The sequence below is a fragment of the Streptococcus infantis genome (genome assembly GCF_047463175.1).
GTDB classification, from domain to species: domain Bacteria; phylum Bacillota; class Bacilli; order Lactobacillales; family Streptococcaceae; genus Streptococcus; species Streptococcus infantis_AC.
Map to the genome: position 1 here is coordinate 482,579 of NZ_JASHEJ010000001.1, position 14,369 is coordinate 496,947.

Here is a 14,369-nt window from a genome sequence, read left to right on the forward strand (position 1 = left end):
TCAACTTTCCTTGTTTTTCTATGAGAAAGTTGAGTTTTTATGTTCTATTTAGTCAAGAAGTTTTTAAGCCTTGCCATATTGTGCAACAACTGCTTCAACTGCTGCTTTCTCACGTTTAATCAATTCAACGCGTGCTGCGATATCTTTGATACCCATGCTGATATTACGGCTAAGAGCTAGGTCAGAAAGTTGTGGTTCAAAGAAGGCTTTATACTCTGCCAAACGTTGTTCTGTTTTAAATATGTGTGATGGGAAAATGACAAAGCTATCAAAGCTCATATCTCCACCAAGGGCTGCCTTAATCCAATCCCAGTTTTCACGCGCCCAAACCCAAACAGTTTCTTGGGTAGCTTGGTGTCCAAGGAATTGGAGGTACCATGCTGAAAGGTCCTGTGGTTTCACAACAAATTTGTCCTTCCAAGTTGCAAGAAGGGTTTGGATGTTTTCTGCATCTGTAGAATATGCAAGCGCAGCTGCTAATTGACGTTTGAAGACTGCATCTGTTGCATGAGTGTAAAGATCCAGATAATTCGCTACCAAGTCCTTAGTCTCATGATGTTTGATCTCATTGATGAGGACTTGAGCACGAATAGCTGCTGGAAGTCCTGCAAGATTTTCTTTATGAGCTGCAAAGATTTGACTAGCAACTTGACTAGCTTCTTCATCATTTGAACGAATCATCATAGAAATGGTTAATTGACGAACCAATTCATCTTCATCAGATTCACCCTCTTTTGCTTCAAAACCAAGTCGTTCATAGTTGTGACGGGCCAACTTAGCAATGAGGTTATTAAAGTCTTTCTCAACTTCTGTTCCTTCATCAATAAAGCGCTCAAGGGCACTAATAACTTGAGAAACTGCAGCAACAACCAGGTAAGATTCTTCCTTGGCAAGTTTATCAAGGACTGGAAGTAAGTCTGCATATGATACATGTCCTGCTTCAGCAAGCAAGCGACGTTCTTGGACGATTTGAAGCTTACTTGTATTATCAAGTTCTACTAATTCTGAAAGGATAGCATCCAGTAATTCACCTTGATAGTCCGTAATGTAGTGGGCAGTATTTTCAGTGTTAAGACGAAGAGCTGTTTTGTTTTCAGCAAGAAGCGCTGCATAGCCAGGAATTTCGATACTTTCAGTTTCCAGAGTATCTGGTAGTCCTTTCCAGTTACTGTTAAGGGGTACTACCCAGAGACGGTTCTTGTCTTCGTGCTCACCGATAAAGAATTGTTTTTGAGAAATCTTCAAAACATCATTTTCAACTGTAGCAGTCAAAACTGGATAGCCAGGTTGTTCCAGCCAAGAATCCATGAAGGCTGCTACATCACGACCAGATGCTTGTCCGAGTGCATTCCAAAGGTCACGGCCAATAGTATTTCCGTATTGGTGTTTTTCAAAGTAAGCATGCAAGCCTTTAGCAAAATCTGCATCTCCTAACCAACGACGAAGCATGTGCATGAGACGGCTACCCTTCGCATAAACGATAGCACCATCAAAGAGCGTATTGATTTCATCTGGGTGTTTGACTTCGACGTGAACAGACTGAACACCATCAGTTGCATCACGTTTAAGAGCGGCTGGCACTCCACTTGTTTGGAAATCTTCAAAGATATTCCAGCTTGGCTCGATGGCATCCACACAGACATATTCCATCATATTAGCGAAGCTTTCGTTGAGCCAGAGGTCATCCCACCACTTCATAGTCACAAGGTTACCGAACCATTGGTGGGCAAGCTCATGGGCAATGACAAGAGCAACTTGTTGACGGCTGGCAAAGGTAGAGTTCTCATCCACAACCAAGTAAACTTCACGGTAAGTCACAAGACCCCAGTTTTCCATAGCACCTGCAGAGAAGTCAGGAAGGGCGATATGAAGCGATTGAGGGATTGGATACTTGACTCCGTAGTAGTCTTCGTAAAATTCGATAGAACGAACAGCGATGTCTAGTGAAAACTCAAGGTTCGAAAGTGGATGGGCCTTGGTTGAGTAGACACCAACGAGAGTACCGTTTTTAGTTGTAGCAGTTACCCCTTGCAAATCACCAGCAACGAAAGCTAGCAAGTAAGAAGACATACGTGGAGTTGTCTCAAATTTCCAGATGCCAGTTTCCTTACGGTTTTCAACATCGATTTCCGGCATGTTTGACAAGGCAAGTTCACCTTCTGCTTGGTCAAAACGAAGTGCTAGGTCAAAGGTTGCTTTAGCTTCTGGCTCATCCACACATGGGAAGGCTTCACGGGCAAAGTGGCTCTCAAACTGAGTCGACAAGACTTCCTTCTTAACACCATCAACTGTGTAGTATGATGGATAGATTCCTGTCATGTTGTCTGTGATTTTCCCTGAAAAAGCAAGAACCAATTCAACTGAACCTGCTTCTGTAAGTTCGATATGAAGAGCTTCGTTTTCGTTATCGACTGTAAATGGACGAGATTGTCCTGCTACTTCAACTGAAGCAATTTCCAAGTCTTTTTGGTGAAGGGAAATACGGTCACTTTTAGCTTGACCAGCAATGGTTACTTTTCCTGAAAACGTCTTGGTCTCACGACTCAAGTCTAAAAATAAATCATAATGTTCAGGAACAAATTTTTCGATATAATGTTCTACTGCTTGCATCATATTCTCCTATTCTAAATTTATGAGCGAATGCTCTAGTTCAAACATACCTATTTTATCATATTTTAAGTCAGAAAAAAGCTTTGGACAGTGATTTCCAAAACTTTCTTCCTTAGAGTAGTCTAGAGAGGATAAACCTTGCGAAATTCTTCTAAAACCACCTTGCTGTCAGGTGTAAACGTCAGACCTGCTTCCTCCAACCACTCCGTAAAAAACTCTTCATGAACCTGACGCCAATAGGCCAGAGATTTGTCACCTTCGCCTTCCTTGTAGGCATGCTCAGCAGACACTTGATAGAAGGGCTGAACAGAAACCTTGGTAATTTCGACAATGCAGACAGCCTGGTTTTGACTGTCTAAAATGACATCGAAAGTCCCTTCTTGTGGAAGGGGTTCGTCCTCTAGTGCGTAGAGGTCATAGGCTGAGGCTGTTGCTGTTTTTTCGCCTCTTAGAACCAAGTCTGCCAAGAGATCTGCTTCCACCCCAAAAGCCCAGGCATCTATCTCATCTCCGATAGAGGGGTTAATTTGCTTGTAGGCATTCCACATTTCTTGAGGTGTCATAGGTTGCTCCTTTGTATTTTTTTACTTTCTTCTTTTACACGTTTGAGATGATCTGGATAGTCAATCTCTAAATTAAAAATCTCTGGAATAGAACTGTAATGGATAATACATTTGATATCCATTTGATTCATTTTTTGTATGAAAGAAGCATTCAGATATCCTGCTACGGCGAAATCTATCTTTTTCGTCCTTGCTTTATCTTGCATCTGTCTCAGCATTTCTAACATAATGGGACTTTCCATATCATGCCATTGACTATTTCTCACAGTCGCAAAAATAAAAGAAGTCAAATCATTCATTCCCACTACAATCTTTGAAATACCCGTTTCCAGTATCCTGTCCAAGTCAAAATAAACTGATGGTAATTCAATCATCGTGCCGACTTTTCCAGTAAAACCATGCTGGCGCAATACTCTAATAGCTTGTTTTAACTGTTCAGCATCATTGACAAAAGGAAAAATAACAGACAGATTGGGATTGGTTTGATAAACTTCTGTAACGACATGTGCCTCAGCCTGAAATTCATCTGGACACGCCAATAAACGCCTAGTCCCTCTATATCCAAATAATGGGTGGCGTTCGTCAAAATACTCTTTAGTCCCGTCTAGACTATTTGCTTCTGCATTTGTTAATTCTGAAAAGCGATACCAGACTTCTTCATCTGAGTATAAATGGCAAATAGTGTCTAGATAATCTTTTACAAATTGCTGACAACTTGGTAACAGGATGTTTTGATTGAGCTCTCTCAACAAGTATTCCCCACGAATCAAGCCGACGTGATGCAATAAATGGGGATAAACTTTTTCAACAATTTTTTCGCCACTAAGAGCTAGTTGATTTTGCATGTTTTACCTTCCAATTCATGTAAGAGGTCTTGTCCAATTCTGGAAATCCTCGTAACTCTGCCTTCACTTTCAATACTAAAGGCGAGGCATTTTCTTCGGTAATCTGCTCAATAGGAAGCCAAATGGCATTTGCTGAATCATTGCTTCCATCAAAAACTTCATGAGGAAGGGATTGTTGAGAGCTCTCTAAATCGAGTACGATATCATAAAAGGCCATGATATGGTGTACTGCAAAATCTTTGCCCTCTTCTTGAACCATCACGTCATAAATTCTAGGATTTAAGTAACGGCTAAGCGTATAGCCTGTCTCCTCCAGAACCTCTCTCTTGAGGGTTTCCGTCAACCCCTCACCGAGTTCCTGACTACCACCCGGTAGGTCAAAACGATGCTGATAGGGGCCTCTTGTTTTTTCAATACAGAGCAATTTCCCATTCTCAAAGCAAATGCCATAGACACCAAAGTGTTTTTTGATTTCCATATTCTACTCTTTTCTAAAAGTCCAAGATCGATAACTTACCTTATCCCTTAAAAGGAAAGAGGCTATAAATTTCATGCTCCTTGATATACTTCTTTAGTATATCCATATTCTCTTCGATTTTTGCTTGGATATCTGTCTCTTCAAACGTTGACTCAGCAATAAAGAGGTGAATCTTCAATAAATCTGTCAGGTATAGCAGACGACGTTCCATTTCTGATTCAAGACTTGAAGCTTGCTCGATTTTTGCAAGCTTTTGCTCCAAGCTATCACCATTCAAAAATCTCTGATGAACTCTCCTTCTTATGTTTTGAGTGGATTCCTCCCCTTGTTCTAACGGAGACAAAAGGAGTTTTTTATAGACGAGTACCTGATGTTCTGTCTCTCTTTCCAGATAGGCCAATAAAACCAGAGAGCTCGCAACAAAGGTCCAAGTGTTATAATTCCCTTCAAATGGAACTTGTATGATCCTATCTAATAATTTCTTAGCCATTTCCTCTTGGCCATCCAGATAAAGTAAATAGGCCAGATGATTCAGCGATTCAAGATAGCTAGCTTGGGTTTTCTTATTCTTTTTGGGAACCTGGTTTAAATACGAGAAGAACTCAGCATCATTTTCAACCTCTTCGATTAGTTCTTTCACATTCATTTCTTTTCTCCTATCCAGTTCATTTTTTTATAGAGAAGGGCTTTAATTGCAAATCTATCCCAGCTCACACTTACCTTAATAGATATTCTTTCGCTGTCGCTTGGGCGTCTGGGGAAATGAAGTTCTCAATCAAATCTCCTGTTTGCTCAATATATTCCTCCAAAGATACATCTTCTCTTTGCTTCCAAAAATTAGTAAAAGCAATATAAAACTCCAAAAACTCCGTCAAACTTTCACTGAGTTTGTAGAAACTAGGATCTCCAGGACTGCCTGCGTAAACGGGAGAACTTTCATCTTTCGTATCACAAAAAAGAATATCGTCTATATCTGTAGTAGCGAATATCTGGTATTGCCCTTCACTAAATTGAGAAACATCTTGTAAGGCCCAGCATTCAACTGTTCTTGCGTACGAATCTAATGGCAACAAAATGATATTAAAATTTTGATTGGCAAAAAACAAATCCTCTTTGAACTCTATATGTTGATAGTAATCAAGCAATTCTCCTGTCAAATTGGAAGACTGGGTACTTAATTTTGTATCTGAAAAACTCACCGATTGGGGAATAAACGTTGTTTCCTCATAGAGTCTAATGATCTTTTTTAATACAGTAACTACTGCCATTTTTATCTCCTTGGTCATTCCTCTAAAGTCTTACTTAAGAATTCCTGCCATAGCTTCACATTTGGATTTATCTCATGTGCTATCTCAGCATGCTTTCTATAATCCATATCCAAGTAGCCTTGTTCATTCCGGAAAATAATAGCTTGCTTAAAACATACTTTAAGTAAAAAAGACTAAACTCTTTAACTTATAAATATATAGGCTTATAACTCATAGCTTTATTTATAATTTCATCTAACGTGAGATCATCCCAAAACATATAGTCCATAATATTCGGATCTGGACTTAATTCTAAAAGCTCATCTATATATGGATTCAACTCCTCTTCAGACAAATGTGGAGAACTTAATATTTTATTTATTAAAAATTTTAATCTATCTATATTACTCATAACTATCTCCCAAAGTGGTAACCCCTATCTAAAACATCTAAATGGAATCTAGGTGTCATCACAGTAATATTATTCATATCATATACCCCACCACCACGTTGAATTGGTGTATTATGGTGCAGAACATAAGAAATTTCCTTACTCAACTCCGTAAAGAAATGTTTATAATTATTCAATACCATCCTCCTTATTAAATTCGATCATGCATTTAACTGCATATTCCACCCATTCCCAAAAGTCATTAAACTCTTTCCGCTGTTCCCATCCTTCTGCAGAAAAATCATGAATGAGTTGGACTTTATTGCCCTTTCCTATTTCAAAACAAGCTGTATCATCACAATCTCCTCTTTTAGCAAATGGAATCAACTTTCGGGTTGGGTACCTTTCCTGCAATCCCTTATACAAAGACAGGGCCCATTCTGAATCCAACAGATACCAAATATCAAAATCAATTAAATTAAGTTCGATCAATTTTTTAAACGATTCAGGATACTGAAATATCCTTTCATCCAGTAAATAGTTCTTCATTTCTTATTTCCTTTTTGGTTACTATTGAAATATCGCTCCCTCAAGAGGGTATTTCTTATACATTGATACTACTATAAATCGATTGCTCATCATTTCACACTGCTACTCTATGATTGTTCCAAGTATCATCTTATTTTGCTCGGATATCTGAAAGTCATTCATGAAATAGGGTAAAAAGTCATCAAGCAAGGGATGGCTAAGCCCGTCGATTGGGAGGCCTCTTTTCTGACGTTCTTTTAGTAAAACTAAGATTTCAATTGGGAAATACTGCCATAGTAAGGTATTGAAGTCTACTAAATGACTATCTTTGGTGTTCGCTAAATGATAATCACACATAGATATAATTGTATGTCTAAAAACATCAACATCCTCTGAAAAAATAGTTTCCATAACCTGTTTATAGGCATCATTCACATTATTATAAGGGTTCGAGTCCAAGGGTTTATATTTAGCATCACAGGCATTTTCGAGCAAGCTAGCTAACCGGTCTCCCTGTCCATTTCCATAAAGAAAAACGACTAAAGGCAATAAACTCTTGGCTGAAAAGAAAATAACTTTTTTCCCTTTTTCAACTTGGGCTTCTTTGAAATAGGCTAATTTATCAATTAAAAATTCGACATAAGTATCATCTAAATAGGCAAGGGCAAATAAGATAGTCAAACAAATATCTGTATCAAAGTTTGAGCCACCTTTCGCTAAATATTTAGCAGAAGCCATATCTGCCATTACAGAACAAAAACAGCCATTTAGCAAAGATTGATAGGTTTCAGATGTCTTGTTTTCAATGAACTCAGAAACCAAAGTATATGGTTTAATAGCATGAACCATCCGTACATGTTTATAGGAGTAGGTTTCTGTTTTCCCGTTTTCCTCCCAATTGATCTCAAGGCTTTTTTTGCCTGCTTTTAATGCTTCTAAAATTGCTTTAGTAGTAAAAAGCTGTGCTTTTTCAAGATCAAAATCTCTCGCCTTTAGTACTTGATTTTTAATGGTTGTTAATTTCCTTTTTTGATTTGAAAGTATTTTATTCATATTGACCTCTAAAATTTCATTTCTTACACTTAACTACCACTGTTTTTTGAAGTACATCTCTTCCTGCATTCCTATACTATCCAGTATTTCACAAGGAAGAATTGATCCACTTCCCATCATCAAGCCATTCTTTCTTATCAATCCACCATTTCCCCTTTTGAAAAACCATTTGAAAACGATAGAGAGTTTCTATACCAGAACGATTCTCCTTGAGATAGAAATAAGCTTGATTCCCATCATGCTCTTCATCAACGATGGGATGTGTTTCTAATTTATAGTCAAACGGAAACCGGACGGATAAAGATACTTCCCTTGCTCTGAGTATTTTTTTAGATGTACAAAACTGATCAAATATAGCAGCTAATTCATCCTTCAACATCTCTTTATCAGCTTTGTTTCTTAGGCTCCTAGTGGCTTTTCTTTCCCAAGTATACATAGCCTGCATAAACTGGAGTAGGGTTTCTTTTGCTAGGTTCGTATGAGTCATGTTTCCTCCTACTTTTCCCATTCTTCGGTTTTTTACATCAGCCCAACATAAATTCAATAAAGTCTTTTCGATAGGCTTCAGGAAGTTGCTCATCGATAATAGCCATGATTCCTGTTAAAAAACCTTCTTTATAGTCCGACAAGTCCTCATCAATGTAGATGTTATTCTCAAACTTGGTGATTTCTAGCTTTTTCATCTGACTATAGGTAGACAAGAAAGTAGATAAAGAGGGGCTTAAGCTATAGAGCTTAGAATTTCCAGGAATCTTGCCAAATACAGGACTAAGCTCGCTAGTTAGATCACAAAAGATTGGCTCATCGCCCATCATGTGGGCAAAAATCACATAACTCTCTTTCCAGCTAGGATCCTGCCATCCTTCTGATGCAGCTTCACATAGAGGGAGAGGAATTAGAGCAAGATCATAGGGAGCTCCTCTAAAATAAGCTTCTTCATCAAAGTCTAAATGCTGGTAGAACTCTTTCAATTGACCAGACAAATCTGGCTTTTCGACATGGAGACAGTCACTAGTAAATATAAGCTCTCCTAAGCCCTTTTTTCTATGATAGACTTCTACGAATTCCTTCAACAAATTGAGCATCATTATTGGACTCCTCTCACATTTTTGGGATTATATTTGGCTATTTTCAACTGACAATTACGTATCATTCTGACCGCTAGTGACAGCCTGAGCCCAAATTCGTTCAAATTCCTCTTGACTAATCTTGATGGAGTCTGATAGATCCAACTCATCTTTTCGACCATCATAGAGTAGAAACCCTACTTCTGGAACATAATCCTGTAGGCAAGAAGAAGCATAAAAGTGCCCATTCAAAACGTTAATTTGTCGACTTGCACGCTGACCAGTAAACTCTGTATAAATAACTCCTAGTCCTGACATAAACTCACTATTGCCATAATAATAATATTCTTTTTCACACATTAGAACCACCTTTACCATTTGTCTCTCCAAGAATGGCATTCTTTCCTCTTTGCCTCTTTCATCGACTAATTCAATGTTAAGCTTTCACATTATAGAATCTACGGCTTCTTAGCCTTATTCTCCAAGACTCTCACTTCTACTTTATCCTCCGCTAAATGGAGATCCAATACTTTTTCCTGGTCTTGAAAGAATAGCGTCAGGTCTCTGGTAGAAAATTCACTAAAATAAGAGGGCAAGAATTCATCCAAAGACTCCATTTGAAACAAGACGTAAACTGCTGAAAACTCCCAAAAAACTAGGATAAACTGCCTGCTATTGCCAACTAGACTTTGAATTGACCTACTTAAATCTTGAGTAGTGTGGGCAACAGGAAATTCATAAAGACAAGGAAGCGGAGAGTCTATAGGATTCAACTCTCCAGCATACCAATCAATTTCTTTAGGTTTATCGGTCAGAAAATGAACATCCTTAATACCCTTCAACTGATTGATTCGTTTTTCTACTTTTAATAAAGATAATCTCTTTTTTAAGTCACTCATTGTTCTTGCTCTCTCGTTAGCTAAAGGATGCTTGCTTCATGAAAAACAATTGATAGGTCAGAATAAATCTCTAGCAAAGCCTCATACTTTTGTATTTACTTTTAAATCATGTTATCTTAAATAGCAAACAGGATCCCTTCAAAATACCCTATCGGCCAATGTCCCATATAATACAAGTTAACAATATTTTCCCAATAAGACCCTAGCGACAAGGACTTTTCTACTAAGTATTGTCTAAAAGCAAAGACCATTCCCATTTTAGCAACATTTGAAAAATCATGCGCTCCGGATACAAACAGGCTTTTGTCCGTCTCTCTTGCCTTTTGGAATATAATTTGACTAACCCTTTTCCTATAATCTACAAGTTCTTCTGGAACCTTAAGATCCCCATAAAAAGGATCTTTATCACTCAGCGACGACGGAAGCCAATTCATTATTTTATATAGATTCTCAAAAGCTTCTTCCGTAGGATTTATAAAAGCTTCATTGACGTTTTTTATAAAGATAACATGATCTATTTGTTCAGTTTCTCCCATTTTAAAAAAGAAATCACTTTTTATAAGACGTTCAATCTCATCATCCCAATTCATCCAGTCTACCTCAATTCTGTCATTTAAAAAAATAATCTGATTTCATAACTAAATCTTGATTCCTCTTGCTTTTAAACTTTCAATAATTCTCTTTTCTAAATGAGAAAAAAGCCAAACTGTCCATTCTTCATAATCCTTGCTCTCCTCAAAAGAAATAAACTTTTCTTGACCATTCTGCCATAATCTTGGCTTTTCATGCGGTAAGGCAGGAAGAACTAACTGTATTTGAGAAAAATGAGAATCTATTTCGCAGTCATACTTCTCTTGTTGTCCGACTTTCGGCCAACGTTTTTTATATATTCCCAGACCATTTATGGCAATTGGCGGAAATAACCTTCCTGATTGGATGATGTCCTCTATTTCAGGAGACAATCCATCGATTAAAGTAAAAACCTCTATGAGTATACCGCCACCACCTAGATCTTTGATGATTCTACAATAGGCGAATTTTTTATTTTTCCCAGAGAAATCAGATTTTTTAAATCTCTCTAAATCAGATCTATCCGATAAAAACAATGGAATTGCGAAAATTTCTCCTTCACGAACATTTGCTAATTTATTCACCATAGTTTTTGACCCTTAATCTTTTGTATTCTATTTTGTTATATGGCCATTTCCTACTATCTTGCTTACTTTCTATTGATAAGTGTTTTATGGACAATGGCTAGTTTTTTGGGGTTCATTCAGGTATTGTTTCCAGCTCTAGCTTGCTCACAACCTCATTCTCTTTATCCAACAGATATAGGAAGTTACCTTTTGCTTCCAGTTTACCAAGCTTAGCCCCATAGTCCATCTCATGAGCAGGGTAGGATTGAATCAACTGACGGATGCTCTTATCCTTTTGCTCTATCTTCCAAAACAAATCCACCTTATCAAGCTGATGCTCCACTTGAATGGAAAAGCTCGTGGATTGGATCTTCTTCCTTTTCCACTCCCAGCTATTTTCGTAACCGTTTTTCTCTATTTCATTGACTACATCCTCTATCAAGGAGCATGGAATAAAGAGCTCCTGAAACACGCGCTTTACCCCTTTTAACAAGGCCTCTGAGAGCATCTTTTTCTGTTCCAATGGACTCAAACTTTCATAGCTAGAAAAATCAAATAAAACCTGAACAGTATAGACGCCAAGTAGATTCATGATAGCTGGATTGCTAATCGTATCTACACATTCTACGATGATTTTCCAACAATCCTGGGTTATAACTGGTTTGAAAAGCCGTTCTACCATAGAGGTCATACATTTGGATTCATATACGAACGCTCTTCGCTGGTCTTTCCAATTCTGTCGGTAGTCTTCAACTCTAGCTTCCTCGTATGTTAACGTAGCTAAGTCCATCAGCTCCTCAATCCTCTGTTGATTTTCCACATAGGGCTTATCTATTTCAAAATACTGTAACTTCATATTTGTGGTCTCGTAGTTTTTTTCTTGTAGAAAGATTTAGCCTTAGGTCAAGGTCTAATGTTTGTGCTCTTCCTTCACTTTTTCCCATAGTCGTGGTGTCCCTCCTAATAATGGTGGATTGTTTGATCATCCTGAATCTCCGCAAATAAGCTAGGAATACATCTTTAAGTATCAATCTTTACAGGAGCAATCTCAGCAATGCTAACTAGGTCAGAAGATCCCGATAACATCACATCATTTTGATTTATAAAATTGAATTCAACCTTATTCTCTAAAAAGAGCAGTTCCAGTTGACCATTCACCTTATGAATCCCCTTAGAATAAAAATGGATTTTATCTAAATTAAAAAACTCTAAATTAATTTTTATGGCATTAAATGCACTTTTCTGCCACTTTTCAGGGAAATTAGTTGGCAAATCAAATAAATAAAAGACAAGATCTAATTTGTAATCGTAACATAACACAGTATCAAGAAATACATTCTTCAAGTCCAAATCACCATCAAACAAATGAATAATCTTTTCCTTCCCCACTACTTTTTCAAACCATTTCACAGTATGAACTCCTTTTTTAAAAATGAATAAAAGTCTTGTTTTTAAGAGTTATTGTTTCGCTCTTTAAGGAGATTTTAGAATAGACTGACCCTCCTGCCGTCCTTTCCTTTTGTAACGTCATTGATTAAGTCCTTGACGATAGATATATCGAACTGACGAGAAAAGTCAACAATTTTCTGGCGATTCTGTTCTGGATATAGATAAGATGCTGCTAAGATAAATAAAAATGGATTTATGACTTGACCAATATGCTCAAGATATTTAGGTTGAGTCACATAAGACATAATTTTGTTAAAATCGTCATCTTTCAGCACAATCTTTCTCTGATATATCGCTGCACAGGCACCTGCAGCTTGAGATGAGTTATTCGATTCCAAGGATTCATAAACAAAAGACAAGTTCTCTGTTTCTAAATTTTCTAGATAAGCAATCGCTACTGCTAGAGAGCGATAGGTTACAGGGGTTGGAATATCTCTCAGCAGTAATGACTTGAGATAGGGGACTTCTTCTGTGCAATCCGTTGCGGCCATGGCGTAGAGTAAGTACATTTGTGATTCCCACGATCTAGGTTTTTCCATCTCGCCTTCCAAGGCTTGATGCAAAAATGGTCCATATCCTTTTAGTTTACCCTTTAAAATTTTTTTCGCAGCTTTTTTTACCAAGGGCGTACGTCCTGAAGTTAACTCATCTACATAGTCCATTTTTAAATCCTCTTTATATCTCCATTTGAATTTACTGCTCTTTGTTCAGGATATAAAAGAGATCATCTCTTAGAACGATTCCATCGTCTTCTATCAAATAGGCCATGTGCTCCCAGAAAGGCAATTCTTGTTCAAGGGGCTTTTCCAAAGCAAGTACTTGGTTCTTCAAATTTGCTGCAATCTCTTCAACTTCATCTTGCTCAATCTCATAAAACTTTGCTTTCAAAAGAAAGATGCCTGATAGAAAGAGCGAATAGGAGGAAACAAAAGTATGTAAGGAAGAATTGACATAAACCCTTGATTCTTGAAAAACTTCTCTTCCTTCTCGATTGCAAAGTAAGAAGACTTGTTCCTCTTCTCCAATCACAAAAGCACCTAAAAAACACTGGCCAAAAAGCCTATAACTCTCTTGCTCTTTCCTTAGTTTTACTAGATCAGTAGCTACTTTGAAAAAAGAAAATCCCATTTTAGAATAATCCTCTAAATATGCCAAAAGGTTGAAACGGACATCATCCAGACTAAATGGTTTCTCCTCTGTAGGCACCACACAAAAACCAAGCTCCTTCACTAATTCATCAATAGTAACTGTCATTTTTCTATCCGATCTCCTAGATTCTTTTCACCCAATTTTTTTAACTTCCAAAGCTTGATAGCCGCATCTTTTCTGAGTCCCATAAAGAGGCTTGCTAAGGTTACTGCTTCCTCTTTTTTATAGACCTGAGAGCTGATACTGGCCCATCCATCTTGCAGGCATTCAATTTTTAAATAGAAATCGCGCTCATGTCCAAGTTTCCCTGTTACATCGTCTATTTCATAAGAAGCGGACAGCAAAGATACTGAGACAAAGTCACCCGGTCTTCGATACATCCGCATAACGGCTTCTTTCTGATTGACAGAGTGGATATCCTCTTTTGTTTCAGCCCTATCACGATCGGATAAAATCACCCACTCCCTATCATCCTCTGATGAATAAAAACGCCATTCTTTCTCAACCATATCCTGCTCCATCTTCTAGTGCTTCTTTTGTTATCGACTACACCTAGTAGTACGCGACTTCCCCTAAACCATATTCTAAAATTTCAAGACTATTGAGGGAGAATTTAAGCCCTCTACCATGCTCCGAATCCTCTCTCAGTCCAAATTCCAAACCAAAAATCAGGTCTATGTCCGTCTGTTCAGACAAAATAAAAATGGATAGGAGTCTGGCGTGCGCTAGTTCTGGAAATTCCTCCTGAATTTTTTCCAAAGCTTTTGAATACCATACTGATGATTGATCCAGGAGATTATCGAGTTTTGCTTTATAAGACGGAGTTAACTCCTCATTGATAACCTTTAAAGAATCACTTAAAGCAAGGCAGACCTTTTCTCTTTCCTCTGGAATCGATACAAACATCTCGTTATGGACATCAAATTTATATTCTCTCATCATTTTCTCTCCTTA

The 14,369-nt window shown here is 37.7% G+C and carries 22 protein-coding genes; all 22 read right to left on the reverse strand.

All coding sequences use genetic code 11. The annotated features are described in order from the left end of the window. Nucleotides 1-63 precede the first annotated feature (63 nt). Nucleotides 64-2,610: a M1 family metallopeptidase gene (locus tag QM859_RS02485; RefSeq protein ID WP_414262011.1), complete on the reverse strand. Its 2,547-nt coding sequence runs from the start codon at nt 2,608-2,610 to the stop codon at nt 64-66. Nucleotides 2,611-2,732: 122 nt separating this feature from the next. Next, entirely contained in the window at nt 2,733-3,173 is a 441-nt protein-coding gene (locus tag QM859_RS02490; protein WP_414262012.1) for an ASCH domain-containing protein, read from the reverse strand. Then, nucleotides 3,170-4,018 (reverse strand): putative PEP-binding protein, encoded by an 849-nt coding sequence (locus QM859_RS02495; protein ID WP_414262013.1) that lies wholly within the window; start codon nt 4,016-4,018, stop codon nt 3,170-3,172. The genes QM859_RS02490 and QM859_RS02495 overlap by 4 nt, the downstream gene beginning before the upstream one ends. Continuing rightward, on the reverse strand, nt 3,996-4,496 hold the full coding sequence (locus QM859_RS02500) for an NUDIX hydrolase (RefSeq protein WP_414262014.1): 501 nt from the start codon (nt 4,494-4,496) through the stop codon (nt 3,996-3,998). Before QM859_RS02500 ends, QM859_RS02495 begins: the two co-directional genes overlap by 23 nt. Before the next feature lie 40 nt (nt 4,497-4,536). Continuing rightward, a complete protein-coding gene (locus tag QM859_RS02505; RefSeq protein WP_414262015.1) occupies nt 4,537-5,142 on the reverse strand; it encodes a DUF6707 family protein in 606 nt (201 codons plus the stop codon). A 70-nt stretch (nt 5,143-5,212) separates the two neighbouring features. Beyond that, the gene (locus QM859_RS02510; protein ID WP_414262016.1) at nt 5,213-5,764 is read right to left on the reverse strand and encodes a hypothetical protein; all 552 of its coding nucleotides are present in this window, start codon (nt 5,762-5,764) and stop codon (nt 5,213-5,215) included. 187 nt (nt 5,765-5,951) lie between these two features. After that, nucleotides 5,952-6,155: a hypothetical protein gene (locus QM859_RS02515; protein ID WP_049515419.1), complete on the reverse strand. Its 204-nt coding sequence runs from the start codon at nt 6,153-6,155 to the stop codon at nt 5,952-5,954. 2 nt (nt 6,156-6,157) lie between these two features. Beyond that, a complete protein-coding gene (locus QM859_RS02520) occupies nt 6,158-6,337 on the reverse strand; it encodes a hypothetical protein (RefSeq protein ID WP_414262017.1) in 180 nt (59 codons plus the stop codon). After that, nucleotides 6,324-6,683, reverse strand: coding sequence for a hypothetical protein (locus QM859_RS02525; protein ID WP_129824341.1), 360 nt, complete (start codon nt 6,681-6,683; stop codon nt 6,324-6,326). Before QM859_RS02525 ends, QM859_RS02520 begins: the two co-directional genes overlap by 14 nt. A gap of 102 nt (nt 6,684-6,785) precedes the next feature. Next, entirely contained in the window at nt 6,786-7,715 is a 930-nt protein-coding gene (locus QM859_RS02530) for a hypothetical protein (protein WP_414262018.1), read from the reverse strand. Nucleotides 7,716-7,803: 88 nt separating this feature from the next. Continuing rightward, entirely contained in the window at nt 7,804-8,202 is a 399-nt protein-coding gene (locus QM859_RS02535; RefSeq protein WP_414262019.1) for an NTF2 fold immunity protein, read from the reverse strand. Between the two features lie 37 nt (nt 8,203-8,239). Then, nucleotides 8,240-8,803, reverse strand: a complete 564-nt coding sequence (locus QM859_RS02540) for a hypothetical protein (protein WP_414262020.1) — start codon at nt 8,801-8,803, stop codon at nt 8,240-8,242. A gap of 54 nt (nt 8,804-8,857) precedes the next feature. Continuing rightward, nucleotides 8,858-9,142, reverse strand: a complete 285-nt coding sequence (locus tag QM859_RS02545; protein ID WP_414262021.1) for a hypothetical protein — start codon at nt 9,140-9,142, stop codon at nt 8,858-8,860. Nucleotides 9,143-9,240: 98 nt separating this feature from the next. Next, nucleotides 9,241-9,681, reverse strand: coding sequence for a hypothetical protein (locus QM859_RS02550; protein ID WP_414262022.1), 441 nt, complete (start codon nt 9,679-9,681; stop codon nt 9,241-9,243). Between the two features lie 116 nt (nt 9,682-9,797). Then, a complete protein-coding gene (locus QM859_RS02555) occupies nt 9,798-10,271 on the reverse strand; it encodes a hypothetical protein (protein ID WP_414262023.1) in 474 nt (157 codons plus the stop codon). Nucleotides 10,272-10,319: 48 nt separating this feature from the next. Then, nucleotides 10,320-10,838 carry an Imm26 family immunity protein gene (locus QM859_RS02560; protein WP_414262024.1) on the reverse strand — a complete coding sequence of 173 codons (519 nt, stop codon included), beginning with the start codon at nt 10,836-10,838 and terminating at the stop codon, nt 10,320-10,322. A 112-nt stretch (nt 10,839-10,950) separates the two neighbouring features. Further along, the gene (locus QM859_RS02565) at nt 10,951-11,673 is read right to left on the reverse strand and encodes a hypothetical protein (RefSeq protein ID WP_414262025.1); all 723 of its coding nucleotides are present in this window, start codon (nt 11,671-11,673) and stop codon (nt 10,951-10,953) included. 164 nt (nt 11,674-11,837) lie between these two features. Then, on the reverse strand, nt 11,838-12,227 hold the full coding sequence (locus tag QM859_RS02570) for an Imm50 family immunity protein (protein ID WP_414262026.1): 390 nt from the start codon (nt 12,225-12,227) through the stop codon (nt 11,838-11,840). Nucleotides 12,228-12,301: 74 nt separating this feature from the next. Continuing rightward, nucleotides 12,302-12,928 (reverse strand): hypothetical protein, encoded by a 627-nt coding sequence (locus QM859_RS02575; RefSeq protein ID WP_414262027.1) that lies wholly within the window; start codon nt 12,926-12,928, stop codon nt 12,302-12,304. A gap of 31 nt (nt 12,929-12,959) precedes the next feature. After that, a complete protein-coding gene (locus QM859_RS02580) occupies nt 12,960-13,520 on the reverse strand; it encodes an immunity protein (RefSeq protein WP_414262028.1) in 561 nt (186 codons plus the stop codon). Next, a complete protein-coding gene (locus QM859_RS02585; protein WP_414262029.1) occupies nt 13,517-13,924 on the reverse strand; it encodes a hypothetical protein in 408 nt (135 codons plus the stop codon). Before QM859_RS02585 ends, QM859_RS02580 begins: the two co-directional genes overlap by 4 nt. 43 nt (nt 13,925-13,967) lie before the next feature. Continuing rightward, entirely contained in the window at nt 13,968-14,354 is a 387-nt protein-coding gene (locus tag QM859_RS02590; protein ID WP_414262030.1) for a hypothetical protein, read from the reverse strand. Nucleotides 14,355-14,369: the final 15 nt, after the last annotated feature.